The sequence below is a fragment of the Ruegeria sp. AB5 genome (assembly GCF_056542645.1).
This window is the reverse complement of the sequence record NZ_JBQGAE010000001.1, coordinates 834,397-851,199: the sequence shown is the minus strand read 5'-3', so window position 1 is coordinate 851,199 and position 16,803 is coordinate 834,397. Positions and strand designations below refer to the sequence as shown.

Sequence of the window (16,803 nt, the reverse complement as noted above, 5' to 3'; positions counted from 1 at the left end):
TCAGACCGCGCGTCCGGGGACTGGGGAGTTGTGGACGCGCGGCACTGGCGGGCCGCCTGAAGGCCCGCCGCATTACAAACTCATCACAAAAAATGTGGGGACAGAGAGATGTCTGGTGCGAAACCCGGCCAAGGCGGGCTGGTCGACCATATCGAAGAAACCCTGATCGCGTCGCTTTTGGGCCTGATGACGGCCGTAACCTTTGCCAATGTGATCGCGCGGTTCTTCTTTAATTCCAACATTCTGTGGGCGCTTGAACTGACCGTGTTCATGTTCGGCTGGCTGGTGTTGCTGGGCGCGTCTTATGCGGTCAAGAAACATGCGCACCTCGGGGTCGACGCGATCCTGAACATGCTGGCCCCGGCACCGCGCCGGATTTTGGCTTTGATCTCCGTGGTCTGTTGCCTCGTGTTCTCACTCTTGTTGCTGAAAGGGTCCTATGACTACTGGGCCGTGTTTGCCGACTTGCCGCCAACTTCGGGGCGCTGGTTCCCGACGGGTTTCAATTTCGACGCCCGCAGCCAGAGCTTTTATGAGGTCGACGACATTCCCATGATCGCACCGCTGCGGTTTCTGGAAGGTTTGATCAACTACGGCGAATACTACGAAAAATTGCCAAAGGTGGTTCCGTATTTCGTCCTGCCGTTGTCGATGCTGCTGCTGGTGATCCGCTTTGCACAGGTCGCGGTTCAGATCTGGCGCGGTCAGACGGACCGTCTGGTCGCCAGCCATGAGGTCGAAGACGAGATCGAAGAAGTTCGCGCGCAGCAAGGGGAGCATGACTGATGGACGTTGTACTCCTTTTCTCGATGGTCATTGGTCTGCTGCTGATCGGGGTTCCGATTGCGGTGGCGCTTGGCCTCAGTTCAACCCTTTTCCTTCTGATCTATTCCGACAGTTCGTTGGCCTCGGTTGCGGGCACCTTGTTCGAAGCATTCGAGGGGCACTTTACCCTGCTGGCGATCCCGTTTTTCATCCTGGCCTCGTCCTTCATGACAACGGGCGGCGTGGCGCGGCGGATTATCCGCTTTTCGATCGCTTGCGTGGGGCATTTGCCGGGTGGTCTGGCGATTGCGGGCGTCTTCGCGTGTATGTTGTTCGCAGCGCTTTCGGGGTCTTCCCCTGCAACAGTTGTGGCCATCGGCTCGATTGTCATCGCGGGGATGCGGCAGGTTGGCTATTCCAAGGAATTTGCCGCTGGTGTGATCTGTAACGCCGGTACGCTGGGTATCCTGATCCCTCCGTCGATTGTGATGGTTGTCTATGCCGCAGCAGTTGAGGTCTCGGTCGGGCGAATGTTCCTCGCGGGGGTCATTCCGGGCCTGATGGCCGGTCTGATGCTGATGGTGACGATCTATGTGATGGCCAAGGTCAAGAACCTGCCCAAAGGCGACTGGAAAGGCTGGGGCGAAATCTTTGTTTCGGCACGCGAGGCCGGTTGGGGCCTGTTTCTGATCGTCATCATCCTGGGCGGGATTTACGGTGGGATTTTCACCCCGACCGAGGCTGCAGCGGTGGCCGCTGTTTATGCCTTCTTCATCGCCAGCTTTGTGTACAAGGACATGGGACCACTCAGCACGGCCGAGGGCAGTACGAACCTGTCGCTGCTCAAGCGGCCTTATGCGCTGATTACAGCCTTTTTTCATCCGGACACAAAGCACACGTTGTTCGAAGCCGGGAAGCTGACGGTGACATTGCTGTTCGTGATCGCCAATGCCTTGATCCTCAAACACGTGCTGACGGATGAACAGGTTCCGCAGCACATCGCCGAAGCGATGCTATCGGCAGGTCTTGGTCCGATCACCTTTCTGATCGTGGTCAATGTGATCCTGCTGATTGGCGGTCAGTTCATGGAACCATCTGGTCTGTTGGTCATCGTCGCACCACTGGTGTTTCCGATTGCCATCGAATTGGGTATCGACCCGATCCATCTGGGTATCATCATGGTGGTCAATATGGAGATCGGGATGATCACCCCTCCGGTCGGTCTGAACCTGTTCGTAACTTCGGGCGTTGCAGGCATGCCGATGATGAGCGTTGTGAAAGCAGCGCTGCCCTTCCTGGCTGTGCTGTTCGTCTTCCTGATCATGGTGACATACATTCCGTGGATTTCGACCTTCCTGCCCAACACCTTCATGGGGCCGGAAATCATAACCAACTAGGTTAGTCCGCGCGTGATGGCCGGGCGGTTTTGCCGCCCGGCTTTTTCATGTCTTGAAGTTGATCGGCGAGTGCTTACCTAGGGTTCAGAGGACGACCTCCCCAACTTGGGTGGATCATGCGGGACGACCCGCTTTGACAAGGGGTTACCTCATGGCATGGATCATGCTTTTTTTTGCCGGAATTCTTGAAATCGTCTGGGCGGGTGCGATGAAGCAATCCGCCGGATTCACGCGGCTTTGGCCAACAGCGATCATGGGGGTTTCCATGATCGGCTCGTTCGGGTTGCTGTCACTGGCGATGCGGGATCTGCCGCTCAGCACCGCCTATACAATTTGGGTCGGAATTGGCGCGGTTGGCGCGTTTCTGGTTGGCGTAACGGTGATGGGCGAGGCGCTGACGCCCATGCGCCTTTTGGCGGCCGCTCTGATTATCGCCGGTATCGTGACGATGAAACTGGCCTGAGAAGGGCCGGTTTCAAACGCTTTCCAGCGCGTCGATAATGCCTGAAAAATCAGCAGCTTTCAGGCTGGCCCCGCCCACCAGCGCGCCATCGACATTCGACACGCCGAAAATCTCGGCTGCGTTGGATGGTTTGACCGACCCGCCATACAGCAAACGAACTGACCGACCGACACCTTCACCAAAACGACGCTCAAGACGGGCGCGGATGAAATCGTGGACGTCGCCGATCTCTGCCAGCGTCGGAACCTTGCCGGTGCCGATCGCCCAGATCGGCTCGTAAGCGACGATCAGGTTTTCACCGGTCGATTGGTCGGGGATCGAGCCGGACATCTGGCCACCGATAATGTCGAGCGTGTTTGCCGCCTCGCGCTGGTGAAGGCTTTCACCGACACAGATGACAGCTTTCAGCCCGGCATCCATCACGGAGCGGGCTTTGGCGCGGACATCTTCATTTTGTTCGCCGTGATCCACGCGCCGTTCCGAGTGGCCCAGAATCACGGCGGTGGCGCCTGCGTCCCTGAGCATCTCGGCGCTGACATCCCCGGTATGAGCGCCTGACAGTTCCGAATGACAGTCCTGACCGCCTATGGAAACACCGGTGTTTTCAACAGCCGTAGCGGCGCGGTGCAGCAATGTGGACGGGGGGCAGATCAGGATATCTACGGACGGCGAGGGATGCTTGGCCGCCAACGCCTGCAGCTCGTTCAGCGCCGCGCCGGTTCCGTTCATTTTCCAGTTTCCAGCCGCCAGCTTGCGCCGCATATCCATATCTCCCTCGTGATCCGTGCGTTTCGCACATCGGATACCACCCTCGGGTGAGGGTTACAATTCGCTAGAGGGATAGGATAACGGCCTAGCCCTGCTGGGCCAGGGTTTCATCGAACTTGATGGACTCACCGCAGCCGCAGGCATCCACGACGTTCGGGTTCTTGAACTTGAAACCCGCTTCCAGCAGTGAAACCTCATAGTCGATCTCGGTCCCGAACAGGAACATCTGTGCCATCGGGGCAATCATGATGCGCGCGCCGTCCTGTTCGACCACTTCGTCATGGGGGTCGGCGGTGTCGACATATTCCATTGTGTATTCCATGCCGGCACAGCCGCCTTTCTTAACACCGATCCGCAAACCAGCGTGACCGCCGGAGTCCATCAGGCGGGTAATCTGCTTTGCAGCCTTGGGTGTTATGGTCACGGCCTGCTTGCCGGGAATACCGAACATCTCTGTCTCCGTTGTCGCGCGATACCTCCAATCTAGGATTGTCTGGGGGTCGGCTCAAGTCACACTAGGGCAAAGAATGGAAAATTCCCGCAATGGAGCAGATTGTGATCACAATCCGCACGTGCCTTGCTTTTGCAAAGCGGTTGGACATAGCCTGAATTCAAAGCATTGTGTTTTCAGGTCGGAATGCCGGGAGAAGAGAGAAAGGTTTAAGGAAATGAATGTGTTAAAAGTGAAGCCTCATGTGACACTTCTGGCTTTGGCCGGCGCGACGGTGTCTTTGGGCCATGAGATCGCGTGGGCGGACAATACTGTGAAAAGGCACCCTGTGAACTGTGCAACAGCCGAAGGAGATTTGCGCGCCATCGCGGCTGAGAAAAAACATGCGCAGGATCAGCAGTTGGAGAGTGTTGCAGCTCTGACGCCCGCAGGCGCTTTGCTGGGTCTGGTCACTGGGAAAGAAAATGAAAGATTGCAAATGCTTTCAGGGGATTACGTCAACAAGTTGGACGAACGTGCTGCTGAAATCAAATCCACCTGTGGGATCAAGGATCAGTAGCGAAAGGACCGCTCTCGGGCAAGAGCGGTCCGTATTCCGGGCCAAAGATTGATGGGGACGGCTTTTGATGCTCGGCCCACGTCTGTAATCAGGTGTTCTGGATTGATGATTGTAGACGCGCAGGATTAGTCGCGCGGATTTGTAACATCTATGGCTCAGAATCGTAACGAATGGATTACCGTTTTGTGACGTGGCGTTGGCCGTCTCGGATCACATGAACCCAAGTTCCAGCCGCGCCTCGTCCGACATCATTTCCATTCCCCAGGGCGGCTCCCAGGTCAGTTCGACGTCAACTTCCTTGATGCCGGCAACAGGTTCGATGGCTTCCACCAACCAGCCGGGCATTTCACCGGCAACGGGGCACCCTGGCGCTGTCAGCGTCATGATCACTTTGACCGCGTTGTCGTCTTGGATGTCGATCGTGTAGATCAGACCAAGATCATAGATATTGACCGGAATCTCGGGATCAAAAACCGTCCGGCATGCTTCGACCACCTGCTCGTAAAGAGGGTGTTCAATGCTCGACGGCGCAATCAAGGGTGTGCCTTCAAACTGTTCGCTCGGGTGCGTCATACTTGCCTCGGGTCGGTTGCCTGAGTGTTTATATAGGGAATGGGTCAGGCAGCGTCCAGTGTCGCGGTGACGCCAAGCGTCAGTCGTTGATATCGTGTTCGAAGGTCTTCACCTGCCCATGTGGATGCGCAAATGTCTTGCGCAGGCCCAGCCAGGCGATCAGGGAAAGCACCGCGAAGATCAGCAAAAGAACGGGCAGGGATGGCGCAAGTCCGGGGATAAGCAGCAATAGCCCCGTTATTGCAGCCCCGATGGAAAAGCCCAGAAAGATGAAACCGGGCAGAACGATTTCAAGGATGCCGAGCGCCAAAGCGCCCGCCAACCAAATCCACCAAGTCAGCCAGAAAGGGTCGGTCATGACTTGCTTCCTTTCAGCATCTTGAACGCGTCGCCAAAAGCCTCAAGCGCGTTGGCCGGGACAACAATGGTCTGTGTTCCTGTGCCACTGCCCAAATTGTTCAGCGATTCCACCTGTTTCAGGGCAACCTGATACTGTGCGGCCTCGATACCGTTGTCCTGGATGGCCTTTGCAACAACGCCGGTGGCGTAGGCCTCGGCCTCGGCTTCAATGCGGCGGGCTTTGGCGGATTGTTCGGCCGCATAGAGCTCGGCGTCGGCCTGTAGCTCAACCGCTCGCTTTTGACCTTCGGCTTCGGTCACCTGAGCGCGACGGGCACGTTCGGCGTTCAGCTGTTGCAGCATCGCGTCGCGGGTGGCCTGATCCAGATTCACGTCCAGAATTTCTGCGCGGGTCACTTCGATACCCCAGTCATCCACGGCCGTCTCGACGCTTTCCTGAATGCGCGAAATCAGTTGCGAGCGGTTCGACTGGACCTCATCCAGATCCATCTTGCCGATTTCAGCCCGGACGATACCGGCGACGGTCGTTGCAATTGCGCCGTCCACGTCACGGATGCGGTAGACAGTCTTTTCAGGCTCGAGAATGCGGTAGAAGACCGAGGTGTCGATCTGCACCAGCACGTTGTCCTTGGTGATTGCGTCTTGCGTCGCATTGGGCAGTTGGCGCTCAAGAATGGAAATCTTGTGGCGCGCAACATCCAGAAACGGAACGATAAAGTTGATTCCCGGGCCAAGAACCGAATGCAGCCGACCAAACCGTTCAACCACGTATTTCTCGGATTGGGGGACGATTTTAATACCCTTGAGAATAACAATGACCACAAGAACGGCGGCCAACAGGTAAATGATATTCGACGAAAGCAATCCGATGATCTGCTCTTCGGTCATTTGTGTCCTCTTTTATTGTGTACCATAGTATACATCTGGGGATTGAGTCTCTTCATTGCAACTCTGGTATGGCTTGAAAGGTGGCGATTGCAAATGCGGTATATCAGCTATGAACATTTGAACCGGGCAACAGTGATCGCTTTGCATCTGTGACTCTGTCAGCTATCGGGGGGGCATGAAACTGATAATCGACACAGACCCGGGCATCGACGATGCCATGGCCATCGCATATGCGGCGGCGGCACCCGAGATCGACCTGATCGGGCTGACCACCATATTTGGCAACACACATGTGCACCAGTCCAGTCGAAACGCGCGGTTTTTGGTCGATAAGCTGGGACTTGGCATTCCTGTCGCTGAAGGCGCACCCTTTGCCCATGGCGAGGACACGCATCACCCGTCCCGGCATGTGCACGGTCCTGAAGGCTTTGGTGATGTCACCGACATTCCTCAGATCGGGGGAAACCATCGTCTGACAGCTGCGGAATTCCTGGCGGACATGGCCCGACGGCATCAGGGGGAATTGGTCGTTTGTGCTGTTGGCCCGCTCACCAATATCGCGGATGCGATGGCGCTGGACCCGGAGTTTGCAGCCAATCTCAAGCGATTGGTGATCATGGGTGGGGCGGTATACTGCCCGGGCAACGTTACCGCCTATGCCGAGGCAAATATCTACCATGACGCCAAAGCCGCCGATGCGGTTTTTGCCGCGCCACCAGAAACTGTGGTGGTAGGGTTGGACGTGACGCTGAAAACGCTCTACCAGCCCGCCGATTTTGAGGCGTTGGCCAGCAGATCGCCAGATATGGGGGCGTTCTTGCGCGATATCTCAAGGTTCTACCTGAAATTCTACAGAGAGATTGGTGGGCTGGAGGGCTGTGGGCTGCACGATTCGACTGCGGTCATCGCGTGTACGCATGACCATATGTTCGAATTTGTTCAAACCGGGTTGAAGGTGGCGACGGATGGCGACGAACTGGGGGCGACAATACCCCACAACGGGCGTCGTCCAGTCTGGGTGTGCCGGGATGTGGATGGTGCTGCGGTCGTCGATCTGTTCACGGACCGCGTGGCTTCGCTGCCCTGACGGGTTGCAAAGACCTGTCGGATCAGGCAAAGCCTGCCCGGTTCCGCGATCCGAGACGACAACATGACCCAGACGTTTTCCTTTAAGCTCAAGGCCACTGATGGCAAGGCCCGCACCGGTGTGATCCACACGCCGCGGGGCGAAGTGCGCACACCTGCCTTCATGCCTGTCGGAACGGCAGCGACGGTCAAGGCGATGATGCCGGAAAGCGTGCGCGCCACAGGTGCGGATATCCTGTTGGGCAACACCTACCACCTGATGCTGCGCCCGACAGCGGAACGTATCGACCGGCTGGGCGGATTGCACAAGTTCATGAATTGGGACCGTCCCATTCTGACCGACTCGGGCGGGTTCCAGGTCATGTCGCTGGCCGGGCTGCGCAAACTGACTGAAAAGGGCGTGACGTTCAAATCCCATATCGACGGGTCCAAGCATGAACTGACGCCGGAACGCTCGATGGAGATCCAGCGCCTGTTGGGTTCGGACATCGTGATGTGTTTCGATGAATGCCCCTCGCTGCCCGCAGACCGAAAGCGTATCGCCGAATCCATGCAGCTTTCGATGCGGTGGGCACAGCGCTCGCGGGACGCGTTCGGGGATCGTCCGGGCCATGCTTTGTTCGGGATCATGCAGGGTGGGCTGGAACAAGACTTGCGCGAGGAAAGTGCCGACGCGCTGAAAGCAATTGGCTTTGAAGGCTATGCCATTGGCGGTCTGGCCGTAGGCGAGGGGCAGGACGCGATGTTCGACTGCCTTGACTATGCCCCCGACTACCTGCCCACGGACAAGCCACGCTATTTGATGGGTGTTGGCAAACCGGATGACATCGTGGGCGCCGTCGCGCGTGGTGTGGACATGATGGACTGCGTTCTGCCATCCCGTTCCGGCCGCACCGGTCAGGTGTTCACCCGCCATGGCGTGGTCAACATCAAAAACGCTCGCCACGCCGACGACCCACGTCCGCTGGATGCGCAGTGTACGTGCCCGGCCTGCTCGGATTATTCCCGCGCCTATCTGCATCACGTGTTCCGGTCGAATGAGATGATTTCGGGCATGCTGCTCACCTGGCACAACCTGCACTATTTCCAGGAGATCATGCAGGGCATGCGCGACGCGATTGCTGCAGGCACCTTTGATGTCTGGCAGGCGGATTTTCACGCACAGCGCGCGAACGGCGATATTGCGCCTCTTTGACCGACAGCTGCGAAAATCTTTCCATATTTTCCGTGGATATGTCTTTCGCGTGCCTTGCAGTCCGGAAATCCTCGGGTCATGCTGCGGTGCGAAACCAGATGGAAAGGTTGAAATAGGTCGGTGACCGCCCCACCTTTAACCATCCAAGACAGGAGACGGCCAAGAGTTGCCTCAAGCAGGGACCAGAGCCGTCTTGCCAATGATAAGGATAGAGCATGCAAGAGCCTCTGAATTCCTCTTACCCCGTCCTGCCGCTGCGCGATATTGTGGTGTTCCCGCATATGATCGTGCCGCTGTTCGTGGGCCGAGACAAATCGGTCCGCGCGCTGGAAGAGGTCATGCAGGATGATAAGCAAATTCTGTTGTCCAGCCAGATCGACCCCGGGGTTGATGACCCGGACGTGGATGGCATCTATCAGGCCGGGGTTCTGGCCAATGTGCTGCAACTGCTGAAACTGCCCGATGGCACCGTGAAGGTGCTGGTCGAAGGTCAGGCGCGCGTGCAGATCACGGAATTCCTTGAAAATGATCAGTTTTTTGAGGCCCGGGCTGAGTATTTGACCGAAATCCCCGGCGATGTCACCACGACCGAGGCACTGCTGCGCACAGTGGCTGATGAGTTCGAACGCTACGCAAAAGTACGCAAGAACATCCCCGAGGAAGCGCTGGCCGCCGTTGGTGAAACCGCTGAGCCTGCCAAGCTGGCTGACCTCGTTTCGGGGCATCTGGGCATCGAGGTCGAGCAAAAGCAGGAACTGCTGGAAACCCTGTCGGTCAGCGAACGGCTGGAAAAGGTCTATGGCCTGATGCAGGGCGAAATGTCGGTTCTGCAGGTCGAGAAAAAGATCAAGACCCGTGTCAAATCCCAGATGGAGAAGACGCAGCGCGAATATTACCTGAATGAGCAGATGAAGGCCATTCAGAAGGAACTTGGCGATGGCGAGGATGGCAGCAACGAAGTTGCCGAGCTGGAAGAGAAAATCGCCGAGACCAAACTGTCGAAAGAGGCCCGCGAAAAGGCCGAGGGCGAGCTGAAAAAGCTGCGCAACATGAGCCCGATGTCGGCCGAGGCCACGGTCGTGCGCAATTACCTCGACTGGATTTTGGCACTGCCTTGGGGCACCAAATCCCGCGTTAAGAAAGACCTTGGGCGCGCGCAGGACATTCTGGACGACGATCACTATGGGCTTGAGAAGGTCAAGGAACGGATCGTTGAATATCTTGCGGTTCAGCAGCGCTCGAAAAAGCTGAAAGGCCCGATCCTGTGTCTTGTTGGCCCTCCGGGTGTGGGTAAAACCTCGCTTGGTAAGTCGGTTGCCAAAGCCACGGGGCGCGAGTTCATTCGCATCTCGCTGGGCGGCGTGCGCGACGAATCCGAGATTCGTGGCCACCGCCGGACTTATATTGGCTCGATGCCCGGCAAGATCATCCAGGCGCTGAAAAAGGCGAAAACCACGAACCCGCTGATCTTGTTGGATGAAATCGACAAGATGGGGCAGGATTTCCGTGGTGATCCGGCCTCGGCGATGCTGGAAGTGTTGGACCCGGAACAGAATAACACGTTCATGGATCACTATCTTGAGGTCGAATATGACCTGTCCAACGTGATGTTCCTGACCACGTCCAACAGCTACAACATGCCTGGGCCTCTGCTGGACCGGATGGAGATCATTCCGCTGGCCGGTTACACCGAAGAGGAAAAATCCGAGATCGCCAAGCAGCACCTGATCGGCAAGCAGGTCAAGAACCACGGCCTGAAAGCCAAAGAGTTCGAACTGACCGATGAAGCGTTGCAGTCCATTATTCGCACCTATACCCGCGAGGCGGGTGTGCGGAATCTTGAGCGTGAGATCGCCAAGGTGGCGCGGAAGTCTCTGACGAAGATCATCAAGAAAGAGGCGGACTCGGTCACCGTGACGCCGGACAATCTGGATGAATTTCTTGGCGTACCCAAGTTCCGCTATGGTTTGGCCGAGCAGGACGATCAGATCGGTGTGGTCACCGGTTTGGCCTGGACCTCTGTCGGTGGTGACTTGTTGCATATCGAGGCGCTGAAACTGCCCGGTAAGGGGCGGATGAAGACCACCGGTAAACTGGGCGACGTGATGAAAGAATCCATCGACGCGGCCTCGTCATACGTACGGTCTATCTCCCCCAAAATTGGCGTGGAGCCGCCGAAGTTCGATAAGCTGGACATCCACGTGCACGTCCCGGATGGGGCAACGCCCAAGGATGGTCCGTCGGCGGGTCTGGCTATGGTCACGTCTATCGTGTCAGTGCTGACCGGTATTCCGGTGCGCAAGGACATTGCCATGACCGGTGAGGTCTCGCTGCGCGGCAACGCGATGCCGATCGGTGGTTTGAAAGAGAAACTTCTGGCGGCGCTGCGCGGTGGCATCAAAACGGTTCTGATCCCGGAGGAAAACGAAAAGGATCTGGCCGAGATTCCGGATAACGTGAAAGAAGGGTTGCAGATCATCCCGGTCAAACACGTTTCAGAGGTGCTGAAACAGGCGCTGGTGGCCGAGCCAGAGCCCATTGAATGGGACGAAGCCGCCGAAGAGGCCGCAACTGCAGCGACCAAGGCTGCGGAAAACTCAGGTCCTTCGGCTACAGCGCACTAACGCGGATCATTGGGAAAGGCGGGGCGGGACCCCGCCTTTTTCAGAACCCGATAACGGGTTGCTTCGGGTCCAGAATATCTTCTTCCTCGATATACTTCTGGAATTTTTCGTCGGCCAGGGACGACTTGACCGCGAGTATGAAGATCACAGTCGAGAACAAGACGCAGACGGCAATATCCCATCCGAACGGGATAAACCGCAGCGCGCCCTCTCCAAACTGCCCAAGAAACGAGATGACGCCAATGCCGATGAAGTACGGCATCAGCCATCGAGCCTCGGCCACATCCATCTCGTCGAGCCGATTGTGAAAGCGCGCCAGCAGCAGGACCATTCCGATAATCAGGGCCAATCCCAGCCGCCAGACTGTGTCCCATCCGCTCCAATAGACAATCAACGTCGATATGGCGAAGGCTGAAACGGCGACCAACCGAACGGCCGGAATACGAATCGAGCGGGGTTGATCCGGCATCAATTGCCTGAGGCAGACCACCGCGATCGGCCCGACGGCGAAGGATAGAACGATGGCGGCCCCACTCAGCGCGATGACGGTGGTGAAGGGAACCGTCAGCAAGAACAGAATTCCGATCCCGAAATTCAGCGCCAAGGCCCGCAAAGGGACGCCAAGAGCCGACAGTTTCATCAATCCCTGAGGCAGAAAACCATTCTTGGACAAGGCCATGGCGATTCGAGCGTTTGAACCGGTTGCGACAAGACCATTGCCAAACGGGCCAATGACGGAACCGACGTTCAGCACGCTCAGGAACCAGACGACACCGACCGACATGATCACAGCATCCAACGGCCCTTCGCCGCCAAAACTCAGGCTCGCCCAGCCGTTGGCAAATGTCGTTGGATCCAGCGCGCCGATAAAGGCGATCTGTAGGCACAGATAGAGGGCGGCACACAAAACGATGGACAATACCAGAGCGGCGGGGATCGCAAATTTTGGATTGCGGACTTCACCCGCCATGTCGACCACATGACGAAACCCTATGAAGGAAAAGATGACCCCTCCGGTAGACACCGCTGCCATGATGCCTTGCAGACCATAGGGGGCAAAGCCATCTGGTTGAGTGAAATTCTGAACCTCGAACCTGTTTGCGATCAGCAACACGGACAGAAGGACAGGAATTGCGATTTTGGCCCATGTCAGCGTGGCGTTCACATGGGTAAAGAACTTTACGCCCAGGGCATTGACGGCGACAAACAGCAGCAAGAAAAACAGCGCCACGACAAGACCCGCACTTGTCAGGTCCCCGGTTCCGGTTGCATGCAGCCACGGAGCATATGGGGCGAGGTATTTCAGCATCGCTTCAACCTCGATCGGGGCAGTGGTGTTGTAACCGATCCAGGCCGTCCACCCCATGGCCATCGATACGATATTGCCATGGGAAAACTGCGGAACACGGGCGATTCCGCCGGGGATGGGCAGCATTGCCGAGATTTCCGCAAAGGTGATGGCCAGAAAGAACATGGCCACCGCTCCGATGATCCAGGACAGGATCGCGGCGGGGCCAGCGTGTTGTACGGCAAGCAAGGGGCCGAACAGCCAGCCAGACCCAATAATGCCGCCGACGGAGATGAACGTCAGTCCAACAAGGCCAATATCCCGCTTCAATTCGGCCATGCGTTCCAACCCCTTACGACCAACTGGTCAAGGATACGCAGGCGCGATCTGACGTGACAAGCATTGTCTTGGAACCAAAAAGGGAATGGTGGGTGATAACGGATTTGAACCGCTGACATCTTCGATGTGAACGAAGCGCTCTACCACTGAGCTAATCACCCATGACCGGCGCAGTTACAGGGTCTGCCGGGGTTGTGCAAGTCCAACTGGTGCCAAAAGCACCTTTCCTGAGGGATTGGTACGTGGAAATATTGACCTTGATCCGAAGCGTCCGGAAAATGTCGGCTTCAGTCAAAAAACTTCAAAACGCCGCTTGACGATGCCGGGGCTGGGCCATAATACACCCCAACGTTCAGCAATGAACGTGCAGCGGGCGGTTGTAGCTCAGTTGGTTAGAGTACCGGCCTGTCACGCCGGGGGTCGCGGGTTCGAGCCCCGTCAACCGCGCCATCGCTGCAATCCTTGGTCCAGGATAAAGGCCACGAAAATAGATGCGCGGTTGTAGCTCAGTTGGTTAGAGTACCGGCCTGTCACGCCGGGGGTCGCGGGTTCGAGCCCCGTCAACCGCGCCATTTTCCAGTCTTGCCCATCCCTATAGTGTGATTTGACTGTCCTGCGCTGCGTCGGTGCGCATGATGTCAGGATGTGTCGGCAATTATCGGTTCGTTCACACTTTGTTCTAACTTTTCTGTTGGAGACTCAGCGCCGCTCGCCTATTTCTGGGGAACGTGTTTGTTGGGGGCCAGAATGGCTGAGCTGAAAAAGATCGAGGTGCGCGGCGCGCGCGAGCATAACCTTAAGGGGATCGACGTCGATATCCCTCGGGATCAGCTGGTGGTGATCACCGGCTTGTCCGGTTCGGGCAAGTCCTCGCTGGCCTTTGACACGATCTATGCTGAGGGGCAGCGTCGATATGTCGAAAGCCTGTCGGCCTATGCCCGGCAGTTTCTGGATATGATGGAAAAACCGGATGTGGATCACATCAGTGGCCTAAGCCCGGCAATTTCGATTGAGCAAAAGACAACCTCGAAGAACCCGCGGTCTACCGTGGGCACCGTGACCGAGATCTATGACTATCTGCGGTTACTCTTTGCGCGGTCCGGGACACCTTACAGTCCGGCAACTGGCCAACCGATCGAAGCGCAGCAGGTGCAGGACATGGTCGACCGCATCATGGCGATGGAGGAGGGGACACGCGGGTATCTTCTGGCCCCCATCGTGCGCGACCGTAAAGGCGAGTATAAAAAAGAGTTCCTGGAATTGCGCAAACAGGGTTTCCAGCGCGTCAAAGTCGATGGCGACTTCTACGAACTGGATGAACCCCCGACGCTGGACAAGAAGTTCCGTCACGACATCGATGTGGTGGTGGACCGTCTTGTTGTGCGTGAAGGCATGGAAACACGGCTGGCCGACAGTTTGCGCACCGCTCTGGATCTGGCCGACGGCATTGCGGTTCTGGAAACGGCCCCGCGCGAGGGCGACCCGGAACGCATTACATTCAGTGAAAATTTTGCCTGTCCTGTCAGCGGGTTCACCATCCCTGAAATCGAACCGCGTCTGTTTTCGTTCAATGCCCCTTTTGGGGCCTGCCCGGATTGTGACGGTTTGGGGGTTGAACTGTTCTTTGATGAACGGCTGGTGGTGCCGGATCAGACGCTCAAGCTGTATGATGGCGCTCTGGCCCCGTGGCGCAAAGGGAAATCACCGTATTTCCTGCAAACCATCGAAGCCATCGCGCGGCATTATGAATTCGACAAGAACACGCCGTGGAAGAATTTATCGGACAAGGTTCAACAGGTTTTCCTGCGCGGGTCGGGAGATGAAGAAATCCAGTTCCGCTATGACGAAGGCGGGCGGGTCTATCAGGTCACGCGCAGCTTTGAAGGCGTTATCCCCAACATGGAGCGGCGCTATCGCGAGACGGACAGCGCGTGGATCCGCGAAGAGTTCGAACGGTATCAAAACAACCGTCCCTGCGGAACATGCGAAGGGTACCGTCTGCGTCCCGAAGCGCTGGCTGTGAAAATCGCGGGCCTGCATGTCGGTCAGGTGGTCCAGATGTCGATCCGCGAAGCGCTGGCGTGGATTGAAGATGCGCCCAACCATCTGAGCGTTCAGAAGAACGAGATCGCGCGCGCTATATTGAAGGAGATTCGCGAACGTCTGGGATTTCTGAATAATGTGGGTTTGGAATACCTTACGCTGTCACGTTCAAGTGGTACGCTGTCGGGGGGCGAAAGCCAGCGCATCCGATTGGCCAGCCAGATCGGATCGGGCTTGACCGGGGTTCTTTACGTGCTGGATGAGCCGTCGATCGGTCTGCATCAGCGCGACAATGACCGCCTTCTGGGAACGTTGAAAAACCTGCGGGATCAGGGAAACACGGTGATTGTCGTCGAGCATGACGAGGAAGCCATTCGCGAGGCTGACTATGTCTTCGACATCGGCCCGGGCGCGGGGGTGCATGGTGGCCAGGTCGTCAGCGAAGGGACACCGGGGGAAATCGCTGCCGACGCGGCCTCGGTCACAGGTCAATATCTGGCCGGTACCCGAGAGATTGCGGTGCCGACAGAGCGGCGCACGGGCAACAAGAAAAAGGTCTCGGTCGTCAAAGCCACCGGCAACAATCTCAAATCCGTCACCGCCGATTTTCCGCTGGGCAAGTTTGTCTGTGTCACCGGTGTGTCCGGGGGCGGTAAGTCGACGCTGACGATTGAAACGCTGTTCAAGACCGCCTCGATGCGGTTGAACGGCGCGCGACAGACCCCGGCACCCTGCGAGACCATCAAAGGGTTGGAGCATCTGGACAAGGTCATTGATATTGACCAGCGCCCGATCGGGCGCACGCCGCGTTCAAATCCAGCGACTTACACCGGGGCTTTCACCCCGATCCGCGACTGGTTTGCCGGTCTGCCCGAGGCCAAGGCACGCGGGTACAAGCCCGGTCGTTTCAGTTTCAACGTGAAAGGTGGCCGGTGCGAGGCTTGTCAGGGCGACGGTGTCATCAAGATCGAAATGCACTTTCTGCCCGACGTGTACGTGACCTGCGAAACCTGCAAGGGCGCGCGCTACAATCGCGAAACGCTGGAGATCAAGTTCAAAGGCAAATCCATTGCTGATGTGCTGGATATGACAGTGGAAGACGCGCAAGAGTTCTTCAAGGCCGTGCCTTCGATCCGCGATAAGATGGATGCGCTGGCGCGTGTTGGACTGGGCTACATCAAGGTCGGGCAGCAGGCCACGACCCTGTCAGGGGGCGAAGCCCAAAGGGTGAAGCTGTCGAAAGAGCTGTCCAAGCGTTCCACCGGGCGGACATTGTACATTCTGGATGAACCGACCACAGGTCTGCATTTCGAAGATGTGCGCAAGCTGCTGGAAGTGCTGCATGAACTTGTCGATCAAGGCAACACCGTTGTGGTGATCGAACACAATCTGGACGTGGTGAAGACTGCCGACCACATCATCGATATCGGCCCCGAAGGTGGGGACGGGGGCGGAGAGATTGTGGCGACAGGCACCCCCGAAGAGGTGGCTGAGGTCGAGCGCAGCCATACCGGTCGCTATCTCAAGATGATGCTGAACCCCGAGCGTGTGGCCGCCGAATAGCGGCCAGCCCGAATATCAGTAGAGGATGTCCGCCACGGCTCCGATCAGGTTGAGAACCTTTCGGGTCTCGGGATCGATGCGATAGACATAGTCGCCCGCGCGGACATAATTGCCACCGCGTTTCAGCCCATAGCGGTACGGGTCATCGATCCAGAAATAGTCGCGATCAATCCGGTCTCCGACACGGTAGTATTTCTTGGCCTGGCCAGGTGGCACACAGGGCACCGCCTTTTTTGCCAGACCCGGGGGACAGTGGCCGGACACGACCGAACTTTTGGGTGCGACACGCTCGACCGAGAAATCGGATTTCTTGCCTTTGCCTTTACCATTGCCGTTTCCAGCCAACGTCGCCACGGGGCTGATCGCCAGCAATGCAACTGTAGCGACGGCTATCATGTTCTTCATGTTGTGACCCCAAGCTTGTGTTTTGCGACTGATGAC

At 57.2% G+C, this 16,803-nt stretch carries 15 protein-coding genes and 3 tRNA genes; 10 read left to right on the top strand and 8 right to left on the bottom strand.

Annotated features, from left to right (window positions below; translation table 11 throughout):
• Nucleotides 1-108: 108 nt before the first annotated feature.
• The 3 genes from ACR0L4_RS04305 to ACR0L4_RS04295 all read left to right on the top strand — a co-directional run bounded on the left by ACR0L4_RS04305 (nt 109) and on the right by ACR0L4_RS04295 (nt 2,625).
• Nucleotides 109-786, top strand: coding sequence for a TRAP transporter small permease (locus tag ACR0L4_RS04305; RefSeq protein WP_170749044.1), 678 nt, complete (start codon nt 109-111; stop codon nt 784-786).
• Nucleotides 786-2,162 carry a TRAP transporter large permease gene (locus tag ACR0L4_RS04300; RefSeq protein ID WP_170749043.1) on the top strand — a complete coding sequence of 459 codons (1,377 nt, stop codon included), beginning with the start codon at nt 786-788 and terminating at the stop codon, nt 2,160-2,162. The genes ACR0L4_RS04305 and ACR0L4_RS04300 overlap by 1 nt, the downstream gene beginning before the upstream one ends.
• Before the next feature lie 151 nt (nt 2,163-2,313).
• Nucleotides 2,314-2,625, top strand: a complete 312-nt coding sequence (locus ACR0L4_RS04295) for a DMT family transporter (protein ID WP_480510825.1) — start codon at nt 2,314-2,316, stop codon at nt 2,623-2,625.
• A gap of 12 nt (nt 2,626-2,637) precedes the next feature.
• Here ACR0L4_RS04295 and tpiA read toward each other — a convergent pair whose 3' ends face one another.
• Entirely contained in the window at nt 2,638-3,387 is a 750-nt protein-coding gene (gene tpiA, locus ACR0L4_RS04290) for a triose-phosphate isomerase (protein ID WP_480510823.1), read from the bottom strand.
• A gap of 91 nt (nt 3,388-3,478) precedes the next feature.
• Nucleotides 3,479-3,844 carry a HesB/IscA family protein gene (locus ACR0L4_RS04285; RefSeq protein ID WP_480510821.1) on the bottom strand — a complete coding sequence of 122 codons (366 nt, stop codon included), beginning with the start codon at nt 3,842-3,844 and terminating at the stop codon, nt 3,479-3,481.
• Nucleotides 3,845-3,920: 76 nt separating this feature from the next.
• Here ACR0L4_RS04285 and ACR0L4_RS04280 point away from each other — a divergent pair, with 76 nt between their 5' ends.
• Nucleotides 3,921-4,403, top strand: coding sequence for a hypothetical protein (locus tag ACR0L4_RS04280; protein ID WP_480510819.1), 483 nt, complete (start codon nt 3,921-3,923; stop codon nt 4,401-4,403).
• A gap of 210 nt (nt 4,404-4,613) precedes the next feature.
• Here ACR0L4_RS04280 and ACR0L4_RS04275 read toward each other — a convergent pair whose 3' ends face one another.
• From ACR0L4_RS04275 to ACR0L4_RS04265, 3 genes are all read right to left on the bottom strand, one after another.
• Complete coding sequence (locus tag ACR0L4_RS04275) at nt 4,614-4,976, bottom strand: SUF system Fe-S cluster assembly protein (RefSeq protein WP_170749039.1); 363 nt, start codon at nt 4,974-4,976, stop codon at nt 4,614-4,616.
• A 79-nt stretch (nt 4,977-5,055) separates the two neighbouring features.
• Complete coding sequence (locus ACR0L4_RS04270) at nt 5,056-5,334, bottom strand: NfeD family protein (RefSeq protein WP_170749038.1); 279 nt, start codon at nt 5,332-5,334, stop codon at nt 5,056-5,058.
• Nucleotides 5,331-6,224 (bottom strand): SPFH domain-containing protein, encoded by an 894-nt coding sequence (locus ACR0L4_RS04265; protein ID WP_170749037.1) that lies wholly within the window; start codon nt 6,222-6,224, stop codon nt 5,331-5,333. The genes ACR0L4_RS04270 and ACR0L4_RS04265 overlap by 4 nt, the downstream gene beginning before the upstream one ends.
• 175 nt (nt 6,225-6,399) lie before the next feature.
• On the opposite strand from ACR0L4_RS04265, the gene ACR0L4_RS04260 reads away from it, so the two are divergent.
• From ACR0L4_RS04260 to lon, 3 genes are all read left to right on the top strand, one after another.
• Nucleotides 6,400-7,311, top strand: coding sequence for a nucleoside hydrolase (locus ACR0L4_RS04260; RefSeq protein ID WP_480510816.1), 912 nt, complete (start codon nt 6,400-6,402; stop codon nt 7,309-7,311).
• Between the two features lie 63 nt (nt 7,312-7,374).
• The gene (tgt, locus tag ACR0L4_RS04255; RefSeq protein ID WP_480510814.1) at nt 7,375-8,505 is read left to right on the top strand and encodes a tRNA guanosine(34) transglycosylase Tgt; all 1,131 of its coding nucleotides are present in this window, start codon (nt 7,375-7,377) and stop codon (nt 8,503-8,505) included.
• Between the two features lie 215 nt (nt 8,506-8,720).
• Nucleotides 8,721-11,129 (top strand): endopeptidase La, encoded by a 2,409-nt coding sequence (gene lon, locus ACR0L4_RS04250; RefSeq protein WP_480510812.1) that lies wholly within the window; start codon nt 8,721-8,723, stop codon nt 11,127-11,129.
• Between the two features lie 40 nt (nt 11,130-11,169).
• Here the strand turns inward: lon and ACR0L4_RS04245 are convergent, their stop codons facing one another.
• Both ACR0L4_RS04245 and ACR0L4_RS04240 read right to left on the bottom strand, forming a co-directional pair.
• A complete protein-coding gene (locus tag ACR0L4_RS04245) occupies nt 11,170-12,756 on the bottom strand; it encodes an APC family permease (RefSeq protein WP_480510810.1) in 1,587 nt (528 codons plus the stop codon).
• An 86-nt stretch (nt 12,757-12,842) separates the two neighbouring features.
• Nucleotides 12,843-12,917: transfer RNA gene (locus ACR0L4_RS04240), tRNA-Val, on the bottom strand.
• 212 nt (nt 12,918-13,129) lie between these two features.
• Here ACR0L4_RS04240 and ACR0L4_RS04235 point away from each other — a divergent pair.
• The 3 genes from ACR0L4_RS04235 (at nt 13,130) to uvrA (ending at nt 16,362) form a co-directional block, all read left to right on the top strand.
• Nucleotides 13,130-13,206 (top strand) — tRNA-Asp (locus ACR0L4_RS04235).
• 45 nt (nt 13,207-13,251) lie between these two features.
• Nucleotides 13,252-13,328 (top strand) — tRNA-Asp (locus ACR0L4_RS04230).
• 175 nt (nt 13,329-13,503) lie between these two features.
• The gene (gene uvrA, locus ACR0L4_RS04225; protein ID WP_480510808.1) at nt 13,504-16,362 is read left to right on the top strand and encodes an excinuclease ABC subunit UvrA; all 2,859 of its coding nucleotides are present in this window, start codon (nt 13,504-13,506) and stop codon (nt 16,360-16,362) included.
• Between the two features lie 15 nt (nt 16,363-16,377).
• Here uvrA and ACR0L4_RS04220 read toward each other — a convergent pair whose 3' ends face one another.
• Complete coding sequence (locus ACR0L4_RS04220; protein ID WP_480510806.1) at nt 16,378-16,767, bottom strand: hypothetical protein; 390 nt, start codon at nt 16,765-16,767, stop codon at nt 16,378-16,380.
• Between the last annotated feature and the right edge of the window lie 36 nt (nt 16,768-16,803).